The 18,575-nt window shown below is 34.6% G+C and carries 17 protein-coding genes; 4 read left to right on the top strand and 13 right to left on the bottom strand.

From position 1 onward, the window contains the following. Positions 1-123 precede the first annotated feature (123 nt). Positions 124-3,231, top strand: a complete 3,108-nt coding sequence (locus tag ACX5JI_RS20180) for an efflux RND transporter permease subunit (protein WP_459502820.1) — start codon at positions 124-126, stop codon at positions 3,229-3,231. Positions 3,232-3,260: 29 nt separating this feature from the next. Here ACX5JI_RS20180 and msrB read toward each other — a convergent pair whose 3' ends face one another. The 7 genes from msrB to ACX5JI_RS20145 all read right to left on the bottom strand — a co-directional run bounded on the left by msrB (position 3,261) and on the right by ACX5JI_RS20145 (position 10,357). Next, positions 3,261-4,226, bottom strand: a complete 966-nt coding sequence (gene msrB / locus ACX5JI_RS20175; RefSeq protein ID WP_459502819.1) for a peptide-methionine (R)-S-oxide reductase MsrB — start codon at positions 4,224-4,226, stop codon at positions 3,261-3,263. Between the two features lie 82 nt (positions 4,227-4,308). After that, complete coding sequence (locus tag ACX5JI_RS20170; RefSeq protein WP_459502818.1) at positions 4,309-5,343, bottom strand: AI-2E family transporter; 1,035 nt, start codon at positions 5,341-5,343, stop codon at positions 4,309-4,311. Between the two features lie 351 nt (positions 5,344-5,694). Then, entirely contained in the window at positions 5,695-6,387 is a 693-nt protein-coding gene (lrgB, locus tag ACX5JI_RS20165; protein WP_459502817.1) for an antiholin-like protein LrgB, read from the bottom strand. Between the two features lie 34 nt (positions 6,388-6,421). After that, positions 6,422-6,853 (bottom strand): antiholin-like murein hydrolase modulator LrgA, encoded by a 432-nt coding sequence (gene lrgA / locus ACX5JI_RS20160; protein WP_459502816.1) that lies wholly within the window; start codon positions 6,851-6,853, stop codon positions 6,422-6,424. Positions 6,854-6,986: 133 nt separating this feature from the next. Continuing rightward, positions 6,987-7,727 carry a LytR/AlgR family response regulator transcription factor gene (locus ACX5JI_RS20155; protein WP_459502815.1) on the bottom strand — a complete coding sequence of 247 codons (741 nt, stop codon included), beginning with the start codon at positions 7,725-7,727 and terminating at the stop codon, positions 6,987-6,989. Beyond that, a complete protein-coding gene (locus tag ACX5JI_RS20150; RefSeq protein WP_459502814.1) occupies positions 7,705-9,477 on the bottom strand; it encodes a LytS/YhcK type 5TM receptor domain-containing protein in 1,773 nt (590 codons plus the stop codon). The genes ACX5JI_RS20155 and ACX5JI_RS20150 overlap by 23 nt, the downstream gene beginning before the upstream one ends. A 136-nt stretch (positions 9,478-9,613) precedes the next feature. Continuing rightward, on the bottom strand, positions 9,614-10,357 hold the full coding sequence (locus tag ACX5JI_RS20145) for a DUF6944 family repetitive protein (RefSeq protein ID WP_459502813.1): 744 nt from the start codon (positions 10,355-10,357) through the stop codon (positions 9,614-9,616). A gap of 345 nt (positions 10,358-10,702) precedes the next feature. Here ACX5JI_RS20145 and ACX5JI_RS20140 point away from each other — a divergent pair, with 345 nt between their 5' ends. Continuing rightward, complete coding sequence (locus tag ACX5JI_RS20140) at positions 10,703-11,299, top strand: MFS transporter (RefSeq protein ID WP_459502883.1); 597 nt, start codon at positions 10,703-10,705, stop codon at positions 11,297-11,299. Positions 11,300-11,344: 45 nt separating this feature from the next. Here the strand turns inward: ACX5JI_RS20140 and ACX5JI_RS20135 are convergent, their stop codons facing one another. Beyond that, the gene (locus ACX5JI_RS20135; protein ID WP_459502812.1) at positions 11,345-12,415 is read right to left on the bottom strand and encodes a nitric oxide synthase oxygenase; all 1,071 of its coding nucleotides are present in this window, start codon (positions 12,413-12,415) and stop codon (positions 11,345-11,347) included. A gap of 297 nt (positions 12,416-12,712) precedes the next feature. On the opposite strand from ACX5JI_RS20135, the gene sodA reads away from it, so the two are divergent. Then, complete coding sequence (gene sodA, locus ACX5JI_RS20130; RefSeq protein WP_459502811.1) at positions 12,713-13,339, top strand: superoxide dismutase [Mn]; 627 nt, start codon at positions 12,713-12,715, stop codon at positions 13,337-13,339. A 95-nt stretch (positions 13,340-13,434) separates the two neighbouring features. On the opposite strand, the gene ACX5JI_RS20125 is transcribed toward sodA, so the two are convergent. The 3 genes from ACX5JI_RS20125 to trhA form a co-directional block, all read right to left on the bottom strand. Then, on the bottom strand, positions 13,435-14,304 hold the full coding sequence (locus ACX5JI_RS20125; RefSeq protein WP_459502810.1) for an NAD-dependent epimerase/dehydratase family protein: 870 nt from the start codon (positions 14,302-14,304) through the stop codon (positions 13,435-13,437). 132 nt (positions 14,305-14,436) lie between these two features. Next, complete coding sequence (locus tag ACX5JI_RS20120; protein ID WP_459502809.1) at positions 14,437-15,027, bottom strand: AmiS/UreI family transporter; 591 nt, start codon at positions 15,025-15,027, stop codon at positions 14,437-14,439. Positions 15,028-15,693: 666 nt separating this feature from the next. Beyond that, complete coding sequence (trhA, locus tag ACX5JI_RS20115; RefSeq protein ID WP_459502808.1) at positions 15,694-16,341, bottom strand: PAQR family membrane homeostasis protein TrhA; 648 nt, start codon at positions 16,339-16,341, stop codon at positions 15,694-15,696. Between the two features lie 154 nt (positions 16,342-16,495). Here trhA and ACX5JI_RS20110 point away from each other — a divergent pair, with 154 nt between their 5' ends. Continuing rightward, positions 16,496-17,056 (top strand): DUF1836 domain-containing protein, encoded by a 561-nt coding sequence (locus ACX5JI_RS20110; RefSeq protein WP_459502807.1) that lies wholly within the window; start codon positions 16,496-16,498, stop codon positions 17,054-17,056. Positions 17,057-17,320: 264 nt separating this feature from the next. Here ACX5JI_RS20110 and ACX5JI_RS20105 read toward each other — a convergent pair whose 3' ends face one another. Together ACX5JI_RS20105 and ACX5JI_RS20100 are read right to left on the bottom strand one after the other, a co-directional pair. Continuing rightward, positions 17,321-17,938, bottom strand: a complete 618-nt coding sequence (locus tag ACX5JI_RS20105) for a hypothetical protein (protein ID WP_459502806.1) — start codon at positions 17,936-17,938, stop codon at positions 17,321-17,323. Continuing rightward, positions 17,928-18,479: a sigma-70 family RNA polymerase sigma factor gene (locus ACX5JI_RS20100; RefSeq protein WP_459502805.1), complete on the bottom strand. Its 552-nt coding sequence runs from the start codon at positions 18,477-18,479 to the stop codon at positions 17,928-17,930. The genes ACX5JI_RS20105 and ACX5JI_RS20100 overlap by 11 nt, the downstream gene beginning before the upstream one ends. Positions 18,480-18,575 lie beyond the last annotated feature (96 nt).

The raw sequence follows: 18,575 nt of genomic DNA, 5'->3' as shown, positions 1-18,575 counted from the left end.
TCATAAAACTTCAACTTACATGTATTATACCATCCCTTTTAGTTGACGACTGACCACTCAGTCATTTATATTATGTATTAGACTGACCATCCGGTCAATATATGTTAAAAAGGGAGCGCAAACATGAACAAAATTATTAACTTTTCGTTGAAAAATAAGTTCGCAGTTTGGCTATTAACCATTATTGTTACGATTACAGGAATTTATTCTGGTATGAATATGAAACTAGAAACAATTCCTGATATTACAACGCCTGTTGTAACAGTAACAACGGTTTATCCTGGTGCTACACCAGCAGAAGTAGCAGATAAGGTATCAAAACCGATGGAAGAACAACTGCAAAATTTAAATGGTGTAAACATTGTAAGTTCTTCCTCTTATCAAAATGCCTCTTCTATTCAAATAGAATATGATTTTGATAAGAATATGGAGAAAGCAGAAACTGAAGTTAAAGAAGCACTTGCAAACGTAAAACTACCAGAAGATGTGAAAGATCCAAAAGTTTCTCGAGTAAACTTTAATGCTTTCCCTGTTATTTCACTAAGTATAGCAAGTAAAGGTGAATCATTATCTGCTTTAACTGAAAAAGTGGAAAAAAATATCGTCCCTGGATTTAAAGGTCTTGATGGGGTTGCATCTGTTCAAATTTCGGGACAACAAGTAGATGAAGTACAACTTGTCTTTAAAAAGGATAAGATGAAAGAATTAGGTTTAAGTGAAGATACAGTTAAAAATCTGATTAAAGGCTCTGACGTATCTTTACCACTTGGACTCTACACATTTAAAGACACAGAAAAATCAGTCGTTGTAGATGGTAATATTACAACACTCAAAGCTTTAAAAGAAATGAAAATTCCCGCTGTCCCTTCAGCAGCAAGTGGCCAAGGTAACCAAGGAACTGGGGCACAAGCACCACAAATGAACCCAGCTACTACTGGTGAGATCCCATTCGTGACATTAGAAGAAATTGCTGATATTAAAGAAGTTGGAAAAGCTGAATCCATTTCTCGTACAAACGGAAAAGAAGCAATTGGCATTCAAATTGTTAAAGCAGCTGATGCAAATACAGTTGATGTCGTCAATGCAGTCAAAGATAAAGTAAAAGACTTTGAAAAGAAATATAAAGATTTAGAAATCGTCTCAACATTTGACCAAGGTGCGCCAATTGAAAAATCAGTTGATACAATGCTTAGCAAAGCAATCTTTGGTGCAATCTTTGCCATTGTCATTATTATGTTGTTCTTACGAAATATCCGAACAACATTAATTTCTGTCGTTTCTATACCACTTTCTTTATTAATTGCTGTTTTATTACTAAAACAGATGGATATTACACTTAATATGATGACACTTGGAGCCATGACCGTTGCCATTGGTCGCGTTGTCGATGATTCAATTGTTGTTATTGAAAATATTTATAGACGTATGTCCTTATCAGATGAAAAATTAAAAGGTAGAGACTTAATTCGCGAAGCGACAAAAGAAATGTTTGTTCCAATTATGTCTTCAACAATTGTAACAATTGCAGTCTTTCTACCTCTTGGGCTTGTAAAAGGTATGATTGGTGAAATGTTCCTACCATTTGCTTTAACAATTGTTTTCGCCTTGTTAGCTTCATTACTTGTAGCAGTTACAATTGTACCAATGCTTGCACACTCCTTATTCAAAAAGGAAAGTACAAGAGAGAAACAGGTACATCATGAAGAGAAGCCAAGTAAGTTAGCGAATGGTTATAAACACGTGCTTGGGTGGGCACTAAACCATAAAATTATTACTTCTAGCATTGCGATTCTTTTATTAGTAGGTAGCCTTGCACTTGTACCCATTATCGGTGTAAGCTTCTTACCATCTGAAGAAGAAAAAATGATTATTGCAACATATAACCCTGAACCAGGGCAAACAGTGGAAGATGTTAAAAAAGTAGCAACAAAAGCAGAAACGCACTTCCAAGATAAAAAAGATGTAAAAACGATTCAGTTCTCATTAGGTGGAGAAAACCCAATGAGCCCAGGTCAAACAAATCAAGCTATGTTCTTCGTTCAGTATAACAATGACACGAAAAACTTTGATAAAGAAAAAGAAAAAGTTATTAAAGACTTACAAAAGATGACAGGAAAAGGTGAATGGAAAAGTCAAGACTTCGGAGCTAGTGGCGGTAGCAATGAAATTGAGCTATACGTATACGGAGATAGCGTAGAAGATATCAAACCTGTCGTAAAAGATATTCAAAATATCATGAAAAAAGAAAAAGACTTAAAAGATGTTGACTCTAGTCTTGCAAAAACATATGTAGAATACACATTAGTCGCAGATCAAGAAAAGTTAAGTAAAATGGGTCTAACTGCTGCCCAGGTTGGAATGGGTCTTTCGAACCAACATGATCGCCCTGTTCTTACCACTGTAAAAAAAGATAGTAAAGATGTTAACGTATATGTAGAAGCAGAAAAACAAAATTATGAAACTATCGATGATTTAACAAACCAGAAAATTACAACACCACTTGGCAATGAAGTAGCTGTCAAAGATATTATGGCTGTAAAAGAAGGTGAAACCTCTAACACAGTAACACATCGTGATGGGCGTGTTTATGCAGCAGTAAGTGCAAAACTAATATCCGATGATGTTTCCAAAGCATCTTCCGCTGTCCAGAAAGAAGTAGATAAAATGGATCTTCCTTCTGGTGTGGATGTTTCTATGGGCGGTGTTACAAAAGATATTCAAGAATCATTCCAGCAACTTGGTTTAGCGATGTTAGCTGCGATTGCCATTGTATACTTCGTTCTTGTCGTTACATTTGGCGGTGCCCTTGCACCATTCGCAATTTTATTCTCGTTACCATTTACAATCATTGGTGCACTCGTTGCTCTATTAATTTCCGGTGAAACGTTAAGTGTATCGGCGATGATTGGCGCGCTTATGTTAATCGGTATCGTTGTAACGAACGCTATCGTTCTTATCGATCGTGTTATTCATAAGGAGCGCGAAGGTCTATCAACGCGTGAAGCATTATTAGAAGCTGGCGTAACACGCTTACGCCCAATTCTAATGACTGCAATCGCAACAATTGGTGCGCTTATCCCACTTGCGTTAGGATTTGAGGGCAGTGGATTAATTTCTAAAGGCCTTGGCGTAACAGTAATCGGCGGATTAACAAGTTCAACATTGTTAACTCTCCTTATTGTCCCAATTGTGTATGAAGTACTAAGCAAATTTAAAAAGAAAAAAAAGTAGCATAAAAAATAACCTCGCGACACGCGAGGTTATTTTTTATTTCCAAACAAGATAAGAAAATCCCCATAACCTTCTTTCTCTAATTCCTCTTTCGAAATAAAACGAAGTGCTGCTGAATTAATGCAATAGCGTAGACCATTCGGCCCAGGTCCATCCGGAAATACGTGACCAAGATGTGAATCTCCTTCTTTACTTCTTACTTCCGTACGCGTCATATTATGGCTAACATCCATTTTTTCTTTCACACTACCTGACATAACTGGCTTTGTAAAACTTGGCCACCCACATCCACTATCAAATTTATCTAAAGAGGTAAACAGCGGTTCACCAGAAACGAGATCTACATAAATACCTTCTTCTTTATGATTCCAATATTCATTTTGAAAAGGTGGTTCTGTACCATTTTCTTGTGTTACATAAAACTGCATATCTGTTAATCGTTCTTTTAAATGCGCATTATCTGTTGGCCAATGTTTTTTAATGAAAGCATCTCTTCCCGATCCTTGGCGATATAGTTCGTAACGGAAAGTGTTCTTCTTATGATAACCTTGATGATAATCTTCAGCTAGAAAGAACGTAGTAGCAGGAAGAATTTTTGTAACAATTGGCTTCGAAAAACGTCCACTCTCAGCAAGTACTCTTTTTGAAGCTTCTGCTTGTTTACGTTGCTCTTCGTTATGATAGAAAATTACCGTTTCATAAGATTGTCCACGATCATGAAATTGGCCCCCGATATCTGTTGGATCGATCTGTCTCCAATAAATATCCAATAACTTTTCATACGGCATTTTACTTACATCAAATGTAATCTGTACCGCCTCATAATGCCCTGTTGTTTCAGAACAAACTTCTTTATAAGTTGGTTCCTCTTTGTGCCCACCTGTATAACCTGAAACAATCTTAATTATACCTTCCATCTCTTCAAATGGTGAAACCATGCACCAGAAACATCCTCCAGCAAACGTAGCAAGCTCTACCTTTTCATTCATAGTCATTTACTTCACCCCAATTATTTATTCTTCTTACAGTATGGCATATAAAAGAAAAAGCACCAACATCGGATGCTTTTTCTTCTCTCTATTTTTCACCAGTGTCTTTTCCTAACTCATCACTCGTGACATCTAGCACATCTAATAAAAACATAAAGATTGGAATACCAATAATAAGCCCCCATACACCTAAAAAGTGTTCTGAGAAAATTAATACCATAAACGTATAGAAAATCGGTAAATTTGTTTTTTCTGACATAAATTTAGGATTTAATACATAACTTTCAAGCGCATGAATAACAGTAACAATAATTAAAATATAGATTACATACGTAATGCTACCGATATTATAAGCAATCATGCAAAGCGGAACGAGTGAAATAATTACACCAGCTACCGGAATTAAACCTAATAAGAAAATCATTAAAGCTAAACCTAGTAATTGCGGAAATCCTAAAATCCATAGTGCAATTACTGATAAAATACAATTAACAATGGCAATTAGAAACTGCGCTTCAATTACTTTTCCAAACGAACGAGCAAATTTCTTTCCGAAATATTCAATCTCATTATAAAAAACTGCAAGTCTACTCTCTTTAAATTTCGCAGTAAAGGCTACAATACGAGCTTTTTCAAGTAAGAAGAATAAACTTAAAATTAAAGAAAATACAAATTGCATACCGAACTTACCGACATTTGCAATATATTTATAAAGAATATCCACACCTTGCCCCACATATTTAGAAAGTTCCATGTGGTTAATTGCATTAATGGATGCCTTTATAATTTCGTTATCTGGTGGATTTTTAAGAAACACATTAAATTGGTATATCAATTGTGAGATTTGCACTGTCAATACTGGTAGATATTTAAATAACGTAACGGAAATCCCACCAACTAACATTACATATAAGAATGCTATAATAATTTTCCTATTAATCGGCATAAAATGATTCAATTTTCGAGAAATAAACTTTTGAAATCGATCCATTAAATACGTAAGAATAAACGTAATTAAAATTAAATTAAACATACTTTGTAACCCATATAACATAAGGGCTAACAAAATTAATACAAGTAACCTCTGAAATCCTTTGCTTTGAAACAGGTTTTTCATTTGCATAATTGACGAGTGATCTCTCCTGTCCTATAAAGTGAAACTTAAAAAATGGGTTTCTCTATCTTTCCCTTACTATCATTCCTCATAAATCGAGCTTATACAAGCGACTTATTCTCTATCTAAACTCTTTATTTCCTATTTAATTTGTAATAACTCCTGTTACTTTCCATTTTACAATACAATCGTCCTTTTCAGAACGCATTCTATAAAGTATTAATGAAGATTTAAGGAAAATCTCTTCTCCTTTTATATTAGAATAGGTCTTACCATTACTGTAACATAAAAAGCAAGCTATCAGTAGAAATCTGTTCTACGAATAGCTTGCTTTTATGTTTTTTTACAAAACACATACCGTTATCCAAGAAATGGCATGAACATTGGAATAACAACTACTGTTACAACCCCAACTACTGTTACTGCAATACTTGCCATCGCTGCCTCTACTTCTCCCATTTCAATTCCAACTGCAACGCCAAGCGCATGTCCCGCAGTTCCAAGTGCTAAACCTTTTGCAATTGGATTTTTCACTCTAAATGTTTTTAGGAATAAAGCCCCAAGTGCGTATACAATAACTGCATTAAAAATAACTGCAAAAGATGTAATTGCTGGAATACCACCAATGCTTTCAGATATTGGCAATGCAATTGCTGTTGTTGCTGCTTGTGGTAGCATAGAGTTCATTACAGATGTGTCTAAACCAATTGCTTTTGCGACAATGAACACGACAATCACTGAACAAACAGATCCAACAATGATAGCTGATAAAATTTGCCACCAGTATTTTTTTAACTTATCAACTTGTTTATATAACGGAATTGCAAAGGCAATTGTTGCTGGCTCTAAGAAGAAACTAATCATTTTTCCGCCAGTATTATATTCTTCAAATGTGAAATTTCCAGCCTTTAAAAAGACAATTCCTAATACCATCGCTACAAATAGTGGTGTGAATAAGAAAAATCCTTTTGAATGTTTAAATAAAAGTGTTCCGATTCCGTATGCGATTAATGAAACGACGATTCCGAAATATGGAGTCATTGTACTTGCCATGTTCATTACCTCCTAATCACTTATGGTCTAATAGTTACGCAACTTTTCCGTGTTTGCGTCCTTTATGTGTAACATCTAATTGTTTTGTATCTGTTGTTTCGTTTTCATCTTTACCTAGAATAAATTGTGCAAATAAACCAGTTACTGCTAATAAAATAATTGTTGCAACAACGATTACAGTTATGATTTGTACAAAGTATTGACCCATTACTCCAAGAGAGTTAATAACAGAAATACCAGATGGTACGAAAAGAAATCCGATAATACCTGTTAACGCTGTTCCAAGTGATTCAACCTGTTCCAATTTAATAACTTTTAAACATAGTAGACTAAACAAAATCACTAATCCTATTACTGATGAAGGCATTGGGATTGGTAGATGAGTTGCAATCATATGAGAAACTAACATAATAGCTGAAAAAACAAATGCTTGTGATAAGAAACTGTATACTTTTTTTGTATTCATTTTAGCCACCTCTTTCGATTTGGTACCTTCATTGTATATGATGTAAGCAACTGAGTAAGCGTTTACATATCGGAACGTCAAATATATGGAATCAGTTACAAAAATAACGAGGTGAAATGCAAAAAGCTGCTTCTTAAATACGAAGCAGCTTTTTAAGATCCTTTGCATATGTACGACTTACAGGCACCTTAGCCCCCTCTTTCATAATTAAATTATATGTAGAGTTAAACCAAGGTTGTATTTCTGAAATATGATTGATATTTGCAATAAAACTCCGATGAACACGCATAAAGTTTGTTTGTAACAATTTTTTTTCTAAAATAGCGAGTGTATCATGGGTTACATATGTTTCCATGATTGTCTTTACAGTTACTTTCCCGTCCACAAGCCCTACATAAACAATGTCTTCAATATTTACAAGTACAATGGACTCTTCTATTGATAGCGCAAGCTTATGCATCTCAGCAGTTACGTCTGGCACCTTTACATCTTGCTTTTTCTCTGTTTCGCTTTGCTTTCGCTTCTTATATTTTTTCAACGTCTGTAAAATTCGTTCTTCATCAAATGGCTTTAAAATATAATCTAATGCATCCACCTCAAATGCTTGTAGCGCATATTGATCGTATGCTGTCGCAAAAACAATAGCCGGCGGGTTCTTCATTTTTTTTAATATATTTGCGATCTCAAACCCATTATCATCTGAAAGCTGAATATCTAAAAAGACAAGATCAGGTTTATTCCCCATTAGCTTTTCTAGTGCATCTTCCACGCAATCAGCTTCATCAATTACATCAACTTCTTTCGTTCGCTGTAATAAATATTTCAATTCATCCCGTGCTAACATTTCATCATCAACTACTAATACCTTTAACACCGCTTTCTTCCTCCCTTATGCTTTGAATCGGTATTGCAAATAAAATTTCTGTTCCTTTTTCTAATTCACTCTCAATATGCAGTGTCGTATCTTTTCCAAACAGTCCTATTAACCGTTGATTAATATTATATAAAGCAGTTCCTGTTCCTTTCTTCGACAGAACGACTGTCTTTCCTAATTGTTCTAAGCGCTCTTGTTCAATGCCTTGACCATTATCCTTCACTTTAAAATGAATTATATCTTCTTTGGCATACACATGAACTTCTACTCGACAAATGGGTTGTTTCTTTGGAAAAGCATGTCTGAGTGCATTTTCCACTAACAATTGTAGTACAAATGGTGGAAGTAACATCGTCTGTAACCCTTCTCCAATATATGTTTTCACTTCATATTTATTTGGAAATCTCGCCTGTTCTAATGATAAATATGCATGTACATGATTCAATTCTTGCTCTAATGGAATAAGTAACTGCCGTGCCCCTTGTAAATTACAACGAAAATAAACGCTAAGTTGTAATAAGAGCTTTCTTGCTTTTTCTACATCTGTACGGCATAAAGCTGATACTGTATTAATCGCATTAAATAGAAAATGTGGATTAATTTGTGCTTGTAATGCTTTTATCTCTGCGTCTTGAAGCAGTTTACTTTGTAGTTCTGCCTCCCCTAGCTCAAGCTGTGTCGAAAAAATCTTCGCTAATCCCTCTGCTAATTCTTCTTCTACACGACTTAGTTGGTTTGGATTTTTAAAGTAAAGCTTCAGTGTCCCAATTGTATTTCCATGTGATGTTAGCGGAATAACAATTGCAGCTTGCAATGGACACCCTTCGTGTTTACAATTAATCACTTCTCGTGATTTCGCTTTCATTATTTCTCCTGTGTTTAATACTTCTTTTGACAATCCTGTAATTAAACTATGTGAAGGAATATGGTGATCTGATGCTAATCCAACATGCGCTAATATTTTTTCTGTATCTGTTAAGGATACTGCATCCGTACCTGTAAAACGATAGATAATTTGTGCCACATGTTTACAAGATTCCTCTGTTAAACCTCGGCGAAAGTAAGGCAATGTCTTGTCAGCAATTCGAAGTACTTTATGAGTTTGTAAAGCCTTCGCATTTTCTTCTTGGCGCAAAATGGCTTGTACCATAGAAAGTAAAATAAAACTACCGAAACTATTCACAAGAATCATCGGTATTGCGATTGTTTTCACAACGCTAACCCCATCTTCTACAATACATAGAATCATTACCATTTCTAAAGATACAATCACAATACTTAAAATAGCGGAAAACTTAGGTGTAACGGCGCGATTGTGCTTTTGAAAAACATGGCCAATATAACCAGTAATAATCCCTGCTAAAATAGAGGAAATTGCACAGCTAAGGGCTGTTGTCCCTCCAAGCATATAACGATGAAGACCAGCAATAAAACCAACGCCAATCCCAACAATTGGCCCCCCCAATAATCCACTAATCCCAACGCCCATAATACGCGTATTGGCAATCGTACTCGATGAAGAAACACCTTGTAGCCAATTTTCATTCATAATCGTATTTCCTGCTATTTCAATCCCTGTGTAATTGCTCACAATTGTAAATAACGAAAAAATACAAATAAGCATGAGCTTATCCCTGTATCCATCTTGTTTATGAAGGAGGCGCCGAAATGTTTTAATATGCGAAAGTAAAAAACCTAGTATCACAATTAATCCAACACGCTCAATCATCATAAGCACTAAATCTAGCATCTGTAATTCATCCTCTGTTTGTTTAGTTAGTTTTATTATCGGAAAATAATAGAGTAAGAGTCAAGGATGAAGAAATCCACGAAAGTGAAATTATATAAAAATAGAATGTTTTCTTTATTGTGAAAACATCCCTTTATCAACTTTGTGGCTCTATTGTTTCTCCAATTGCTTCAATGACCGCTCCAATGGCCTGTACCCAGTTACCAATAAGCCCAAGTAATTGCTCATCTACTTTGGCTTCCTTCTCTTCCCATTCATTCTTCTGGCCATTATTTTCTTTCCCCATCTTTTCTTCTTTAGTTACATTATATAGTCCTTGAAATGCTTGTAGCCCCGCCCCTACTGTTTGTATAGAGTTTCCTATAACCTCTAGCCATTGAATATCTGGAACATCTCGAAGTTCATCAACAACTTCTAAAAAAGCCCCTAATGATTGCAAACTATTTCCCGCAATAATTAAATAATCATTCTCTTTTTCTTCCTTCTCCATATTCAAGACTGTCCCAATAATATCAGAAATATTCCCTAAAGCTTGCACTTCAGCGCCTGTTTTTTCAAGTGACTTTCCTCGTTCCTCCATCGATTTTACATTATTTTCTTCTTGCTCTTTTTCATCATCTGTTTGTTTATTTTTCATCATTTCATTCTCTTTGTCATGAGTTAATTCATTTAGCTGTTCAGTTTCCTTTTTATCTACTGCATTTTCCGGTGCCACTGCTTGTAGCACATTTCCAAGAGCTTGCAATGATTCCCCAACAATAACAAGCGGGTCCTCTATATTTTCTTCTCCTATAAAACCTCTTGTATTTCCAATGGCTGATATAATATTTCCACCAGCTTGAAACCACGCTCCCGTAACTTCTAGACTTTTTGGATTCATTCATCATCCGTCCTAAAAAATGCCTTATTATTTTACATACTATTCGAAGGTCTTGCCCATTGTTTATGCACAGTAAACATGAATTGCATTTTACTTCTTCATTCATATAAATTTGACAGGGGCATAGAATGGTGCTAAAAATAAAATAATTACAGTCCTTTAACACAACCCCGTGAGGTTGAGAAGGAAGTCGGAATATAGGTACGTATGTCTTTTTATAGATATATGTATGCTTTTTTGGCCTTCTCACAATACTAGGTGAGAAGGCCTTTTATTATTCTTCTATAGTGACTGTATAACAAACAAGGGGGAATAATGATGAACGTAACAAGGAATGCACAATAAATAACAGAAGAACCGAAGGCAAAGCGATATAAAACATTGCTCGGTTCTGCACTTGGCTATGCAGCAGAAGGGTTGGATATGCTGCTTTTATCTTTCGTACTCGTTTATATTTTGAAAGAATTTCACTTAACGCCAGTGGAGGGCGGAAACCTGACACTCGCGACTACAATTGGTATGTTAATTGGCATTGCAACATTTGGAATTTTAGCTGATAAAATTGGGCGTCGTAAAACATTTACCATCTATTACATTGGTGGCACGATATATTGTCTAATTTATTTCTTCCTATTCACAGATGCAACATTATTACTATGGGGAAGCGCCTTACTCGGCTTCTTCGCTAACGGTATGATGGGCGGTTTTGGGGGAATCTTAGCAGAAAATTATCCAGCAGAAGCACGCTCGACAGCTGAAAATTTTATTTTTGGCACAGGACGTGGATTAGCGGGATTTGGGCCGGTAATCATCGGGTTACTCGCTACAGGTGGCAATTTACTTGGGGCATTATCACTTATCTTTATCATTTACCCAATTGGTCTTATTACAATGCTAGTGTGTGTTCCAGAAACAAAAGGAAAAGTGCTCGACTCAGCTTAATCAAAAGAAAAAGCATTGAAATCTATTATTTCAATGCTTTTTTTATTATTTATGAAAGAAATTTGGAGTCATAATATTATTCGGATACGGTTTGTGATAAATATGCGTTGTAGCCGGTGATAACGGAGGAATGAGCCAGACCCAATTTCCAGTCACAACACGACCACAGGCTGCTTCTTGTTTCTCAAATTGTCCAAACTGCTGCGCAGCTGTATGATGATCTACAATGCTTACTCCTTGTTTTTTAAAAGAATGTAAAACAGCTACGTTTAATTCAACTAGCGCCTTATCTTTCCATAATGTACTATTTCTTGAAGTATCTAAGTTCATAATTTCCGCAACAGCTGGAAGCAAATTATAGCGATCATGATCCGCCAAATTTCGAGCCCCAATTTCTGTTCCCATATACCAACCATTAAAGGGAGCAGCCGTATAAGAAAGCCCCCCAATCTCTAAACGCATATCTGCAATCATTGGTACGCCATACCATTTTGCCCCTAATGATGCAAATGGATATTCTGGATGCTCAATCTCAACTTCTTTTACCTCGTCTTTAGGAATTTCCTTATATACAGGTTCTCGTCCATCAACGGAAAATACGAGTGGCAATACATCAAAACTTGTACCTTCTCCATTCCAGCCAAGCTCCTGACAAAATGCTGTAAACAAATTAGAATGAGAATCACCAATCAATCCCATTTCAGTTTCATAGCCTGCATAGCGAATCAACTGATGGTTATAAATTTGAATATGATTTTGTTCACCATTATACTGCTTAAATATTGTAATTGTCGGTTTAATCTTTCCGTTATTCGTTGCATATCGAATATGATGAAGTAATGCATTATATACCCCTTCTTCGTCATTCACTTCCCTGGCATCCAATATGTGCATTTTATTCCAAAATAATCTTCCGATGCAGCGATTACTATTTCTCCATGCCATACGCGCACCATGGACAAGTTCCTCAAAAGTATGTTCATACGTTCCTGCCGCTTCTATTTCAGATACAATTTGAGTGAGACGTTCTTCTATTTGCTGTTCCTTCCCTAACTCTTCATAACAAATCGTAATAAACTTTCTGGCTTCATCCATTAATTCTTTCATTTTATTCATAAGCAATCTCCTTCTACTTCACCAAGACACTATTACTTTACAGTATAGCAAAAAGGATTGTGGTAACAAACCAAATTAACACAGCGAGAAAGCATTAGTACAAGTTACTCTTTTCTCCTCGACAACAACTTATCTATTAAACAATCAACGTGCATTTATAATTTTTTGTTTATTTTTTCAGAAAATTAATGAGATTTCACGTTTTATTGTTGACTTATTAAAAAAACAAGTGTATTTTTGTGTTAGGTAAATTATTTTTACCTAATGCAACTTTTACACAGAACAGGAGGTGATTATATGTCTTCATTTCATTTGCCCGAACTTTCATATGACTATGATGAATTAGAACCCTATATTGACGCTGATACGTTAGCCCTTCATCACGGAAAACATCACGCAACATATGTGAAGAATTTAAATACAGCTTTGGAAGGCCATGAAGAATTGCAAAAAAAACCTTTAGAAGAGTTATTATGCATTATAAACACTCTTCCACCAGAAATTGTTACAGCTGTAAGAAATAACGGTGGGGGCCATTTCTGCCATAGCCTTTTTTGGGAAGTAATGAGTCCAAAAGGCGGGGGCGAACCGAATGGAGACGTTGCAAAAGTAATTGATTACTATTTCAATACATTTGACAACTTCAAAGACCAGCTTTCAAAAGCAGCCATTAGCCAATTCGGGAGCGGGTATGGATGGCTTGTTCTTGATGGTACCGAACTCGCAATTATGAGTACACCAAATCAAGATACACCACTAGAAGAAGGAAAAATCCCACTACTCGTAATCGATGTATGGGAACACGCCTATTATTTAAAATATCAAAACCGTCGCCCAGAATTTATTACAAACTGGTGGAATACAGTCAACTGGGATCGAGTAAATGAAAAGTATTTACAAGCAATTCAATCACAAAAACATTAGTTATGCGTATAAGGTAAATTTGGTAATGTAGAAACAGTATTATCGAAATCCTCCAAAGTCCCCCGGATTGCCAACGGGGGACTTATGAATGCACTTTAAATCAATTTAATATAATATTTTAATACTTTATTTATATCAGTCTCTAAATTGTTAAACTGAAAACCTAATCCCTTTGCTTTCTTATTATTCATCGTGCAATTTGTCATGCCATTATATGGGCTTATATTTTCCCCTTTTTCCTCAATACAAGCTTTCATCCTTGTATTATCTTCTACAAATCGAACAATATCACCTGTGGTAATAACACCATTACTGCATGCATTTATTGGACCGCTTTCTTCTATCATGCTAAGCCAAGCTAGAAACTCCCCTGCCTCTTTTTCATGGATAAAAGATAGTTTTCCTTCCATATCTTCTACTACGAAGGATTTATTCCTTACTATATTTTCAACATAAAACTGCAATCTCTTTGTATAATCATTTTCACCAATAACAACTGGAAAACGAATTGCTGTAACAGAAAATGTGGCATGTTGAAATAACACAGCCTCTGCTAATCTTTTCCCTTCACTATAAGAAAAATCTTGTCTGTCTCCATAACTAATCGGATACTGATATGGATTAAAATCTTCTTCTATTAAAGACAAAGCTGAATCATACACAGCCATCGAGGATGTCATAATATATTTTTTCACTTTATTATGTAGTACATTACACATTATTTTTGCTGCATTAGAGCTATAACAAAGATTATCATACACAACATCATAACTTTCCTCAGATAATGTTTCCTGAAGTGAAATTTCATCTTCACGATCTACCACAAGCCTTTTCACGGTAGGACCAAATGAATCTCCTGTAAGCCCTCTCGTTGCAATTGTCACCTCGTGACCGGCCTCTAAAAGACTTTCAACTAACCTTTTCCCAAAAAATCTTGTTCCCCCTAATACTAATACTTTTTTCATTTGTACCATCCCCTAATTATTTGAGTTTCTTATACAAAATGGGGTACTCGCCCTCCCTCTTATTATACTTGTTAACATATGTAAAAAGCAGGGAATCTTCATATAGATTCCCTGCTTCTCTAACTCCAGCCGTTACCGTACTCGATATTTAAAAATACAGTAGCAAAAATATAAAATTGAAAACACCGAGACATAGACTAACATCTGATATACCGCTTTAGTTCCCCATACTCCCATAAAATATAGAAGTGAGGGGAGTGTAAGTGTTACCCATGATTGTACAAATGCTATCCTTCCAAGGTATTGATTTATATTCTTTTTTTGTACATTTAATACAAAGAATAAGTACCAAAGAAGTGCCCACATAAACCAAGTCAGCGCATTAACAATGTCTTGAAATTGAATAAACGATACAACCATATAGAATAAGGAAACAATTGCTACCCATAAACAAAACCACCCTAGCCCATTACCACTCATACCTGTAATAAATGTGATCCCTACATACAAATAAGTTAAACCAAATAAAAAAGTAGCTGCATATGAATACACAGTCCAATTACTCTGATCGGAAATCATAATGAGATAAAACGGTATTACAATTTGTAGCACCCCTACAAATAAGTTAAAAACACCTACACTTTTTTCTTCTGCTTTTCCTAATATAACTAGACTATTTAAAAATAAAGCTGCTCCTGAAAGTAATAACCCAACGTAACCCATATATATGTATGTGAAAAGTCATTCCTTTTCACAACCTATCCTCCCCATATCATAAAATTATACTAGTAGTATTCTTCTTCCTAGTTAAAATGGAATACATACAAAACAAAATAATATATAAATCCAAATTAAAAAACTAACATCAAACCATCCTTTTCAGATGGATGAGAGGATCCGGCCATGGATAGGAGCGGCCAGTTCCTTTTTTAGCCCCATTCCATGTGAAAACAGAAGGAGCAAATGAGTGAAGGTCTCTGTTTGTTCTTCATAACCATAATGTATCTGTTAGAAAATCAAATTGCATTCATATATCAATATTTGATAACGATATTTTTTCATAGATAATAGGTAGGACTTCCTACCTTTAAAATTAAAACAACACACATTAAACACTTTATTAGTTAAACGCTTTCAATATAGCTCATTCCCAAAAAAACAGAATTTCTTTACTATACACTGATCCTGAAAACGATAACATTATCATACCAGCATTACAAAAAAAAAGAAATGCTAAGAGGCTAGAATACAATTCGAAATGTATTTCTTTGAGAAATGAGTGGCATAGATCCTTTGTACCACGTCTGCTCGAATTATATCATTCTCATAAGAAAGACTACATACCTCATGATATGTAGCCATTATATACATAGAATGTATTTATTTTTCCTAAATCACATAACAATATACACATACAAAGTGAGCCAGGCTACCTAGTAACACAAAAACATGAAAAATTTCATGATGCCCCATATATTTAAACTCTAACCATCTTGGTTTTGCTCCATAAATAAATCCACCAATTGTATAAAAAACGCCACCGAGCACTAAAAATAACAGACCTTCTATACTTAGATTTTTTGATAGTGGTCCAAAGAAGAACACGATTAACCACCCCATCATAAGATAAATTGCTGTCGATAACCACCTTGGACAATTGAACCAAAACATTTTAAAAACAATGCCACACATAGCGGTTACATAAACTAAAACGAATAATAGCAAACCATTTGCAGTTTCTAATGTAATTAAACAAAAAGGTGCATATGTACCTGCGATTAAGAGGAAAATCATAGAATGATCCAGTTTTCTAAAGAAATATATAACACGCTCACTTGCTACAACACTATGATACATGGCCGAAGCCGTATACAGAATCATCATTCCTATTCCAAATAGAATAACTGCTGAAATTGTAGAAATAGAAGGCATTTTTATCGAGACTTTTACAAGCATAGCTAAAAGTGCAACAAATGATAAAATAGCACCGCCTAAATGGGTAAAAGCATTAACAGGTTCTCTTACATAAACATTCACATTTAACACCCCTCATATAATTACACGTAGTTTATATAACTACATGTAATTATATACACAATCATTTGTGAGGTCAACATTTACAATTCATTTGTTTCGTAATACCATATTTAAAGATACAGTGTACATTATTCCTACAAAGGTGAGGGTTTATATGGAAAACATACAGAACTTACTAGAAACATTACATTTAGAGAAAAACATCACGCTTGAAGATATTCCTAATGTGGATTTATACGTAGATCAAGTAGTTCAATTATTTGAAAATAACTATAGTGACACAACAAGAACAGATGATGAAAAAGTATTAACAAAAACAATGATCAATAATTACGCAAAAGGGAAATTATTCATTCCTATCAAAAATAAAAAATACTCAAAAGAGCATATGATTTTAATTAGTTTAATTTATCAATTAAAAGGGGCTCTCTCCATTAATGATATTAAAAGCTCTTTAACACCTCTTAATGAAAAGCTAATAAACGAAGATACTTTTGAATTGGACACTCTCTACAGAAATTATCTCAACCTTACAGAAGCAAATGTTGAAACTTTTAAAAAGGACGTAGATAACCGAGTTTCTGAAGTAAAAGCTACTACTTCATTTGAAGATCAAGAACTAGAGAAATTTTTATTGTTGACCTCATTTGTAACGATGAGCAATATGTATAGACGTTTAGCGGAAAAATTAGTAGATGATTTGAAAGAATCTTAAACATATAATAAAACCACCTAGTTTTAGGTGGTTTTTCAGGCTATGAAGAAAGAGAAATGCTACAAAATGATTAAAAAAACATGGTGATCTGACGAAGTTTGTTCGTATAAGGTGATGAATGAAATTTTATCAGCGATTTTTCAAATATATCAACCGTTTCCCACAATATATCAGCGATTCGACAAAGGATATCGACTAACCAACAAAAAACGACAAAAAATAGGAGCCTCTTAGCTCCTGTTTTCCAACAAACTAAAAAATTATTTAGTTCACTCCTCTTTTCAAATTTATCTCTCTATCAAAGTACTTAGCTATAATTTCTCTATCTGAGCTATTAATAATCATATTAATTCTCCCCTGTAAATACCCGTACAACATCCAATTGGAACATTCTCTTAACTGGCTATACTTATCCTTCTCGGCTTTAAAACATAATACCGTACTGTTCTTTTTTATTTTGTAATAGTATTTAAAAATATCATCATAATCTATAATATATGCTCTTTGAATTTGATAAAGCTCCTTTACTTCATAAATCATAACTTTATGTCTTGTCCCAAAAACAACAAAGCGATTACCCACATCCATAAGCGCTAATGGCATTACGGCATAGTCTGCTGAACACATAATGGCCCCTAAATAGTAGCCACCTGTAGCTCTTGCTTGAAATTGTAATTCAATAAATTCATTTTCTTCTAACTCATTATTTGCCTTTACTTCTATCTCTTGAAAATTTTCTCTAGCAATTCGCTTTCTGATATCTTTTTTCTTATTCTCCAGGCTCCCAACAAGACGCTCTCCTATTGCTTCAAATCGGGATATTTCTTGTTCATCCCACTGCTCGAAAACAATTTGATCTATAGTATAGCCTTCATAATTCATAATATCCCTCCATTATCTTTTTTAATTTTTGCCTTCCTCTCGATAATCTTGTATACACTGCACCTGTACTTATATGTAATCCTCTTGAAATATCATCTATACTTTCATCCACAATATACCTTCGATAAAAAATACTATGCTCTACACCATCTAGCTGATGAATTGCTTGTAAAACAATCCTTTTTTCCTCTTCTTGGAGTAATCTCTTTTCTATATCTTCATCATCTTGTAGAATAAGTTGTTCTATTGTTTGTTCCATTCTTTTTCTCTTCAGCTTTCTTTTATAATCGAGTGCCTTAAACTTCGCAATAGAAATAATCCAATTCTTCAGTTGTCCTTTTTCAATTTGAAAACTATCTATTTTATACCAAAGTATGAGAAGAACATCGTTATAGCATTCTTCAATTTCTGCTCTTTCATGATTCTCCCCAAGTACACTTCCGATTACTCCATAAATCAATTTACTATATTGAAGAATCAATTGATCCAGTGCTTCCGTATTTTGTTTTTTTATTTCAGCTACTAATTCCCTATCATTCATGTCTTCTCCCCCTTCACTTATATATACGAATACAACAAATTTATTCTTACATAATTCCCTTATTTTTCAAATAAAAAAACGATCCACCCGTTAGAG

The sequence above is a fragment of the Bacillus sp. C1 genome, assembly GCF_054570475.1.
The sequence above is the reverse complement of the archived record's forward strand: the minus strand, read 5'-3'. Positions and strand labels throughout refer to the sequence as shown.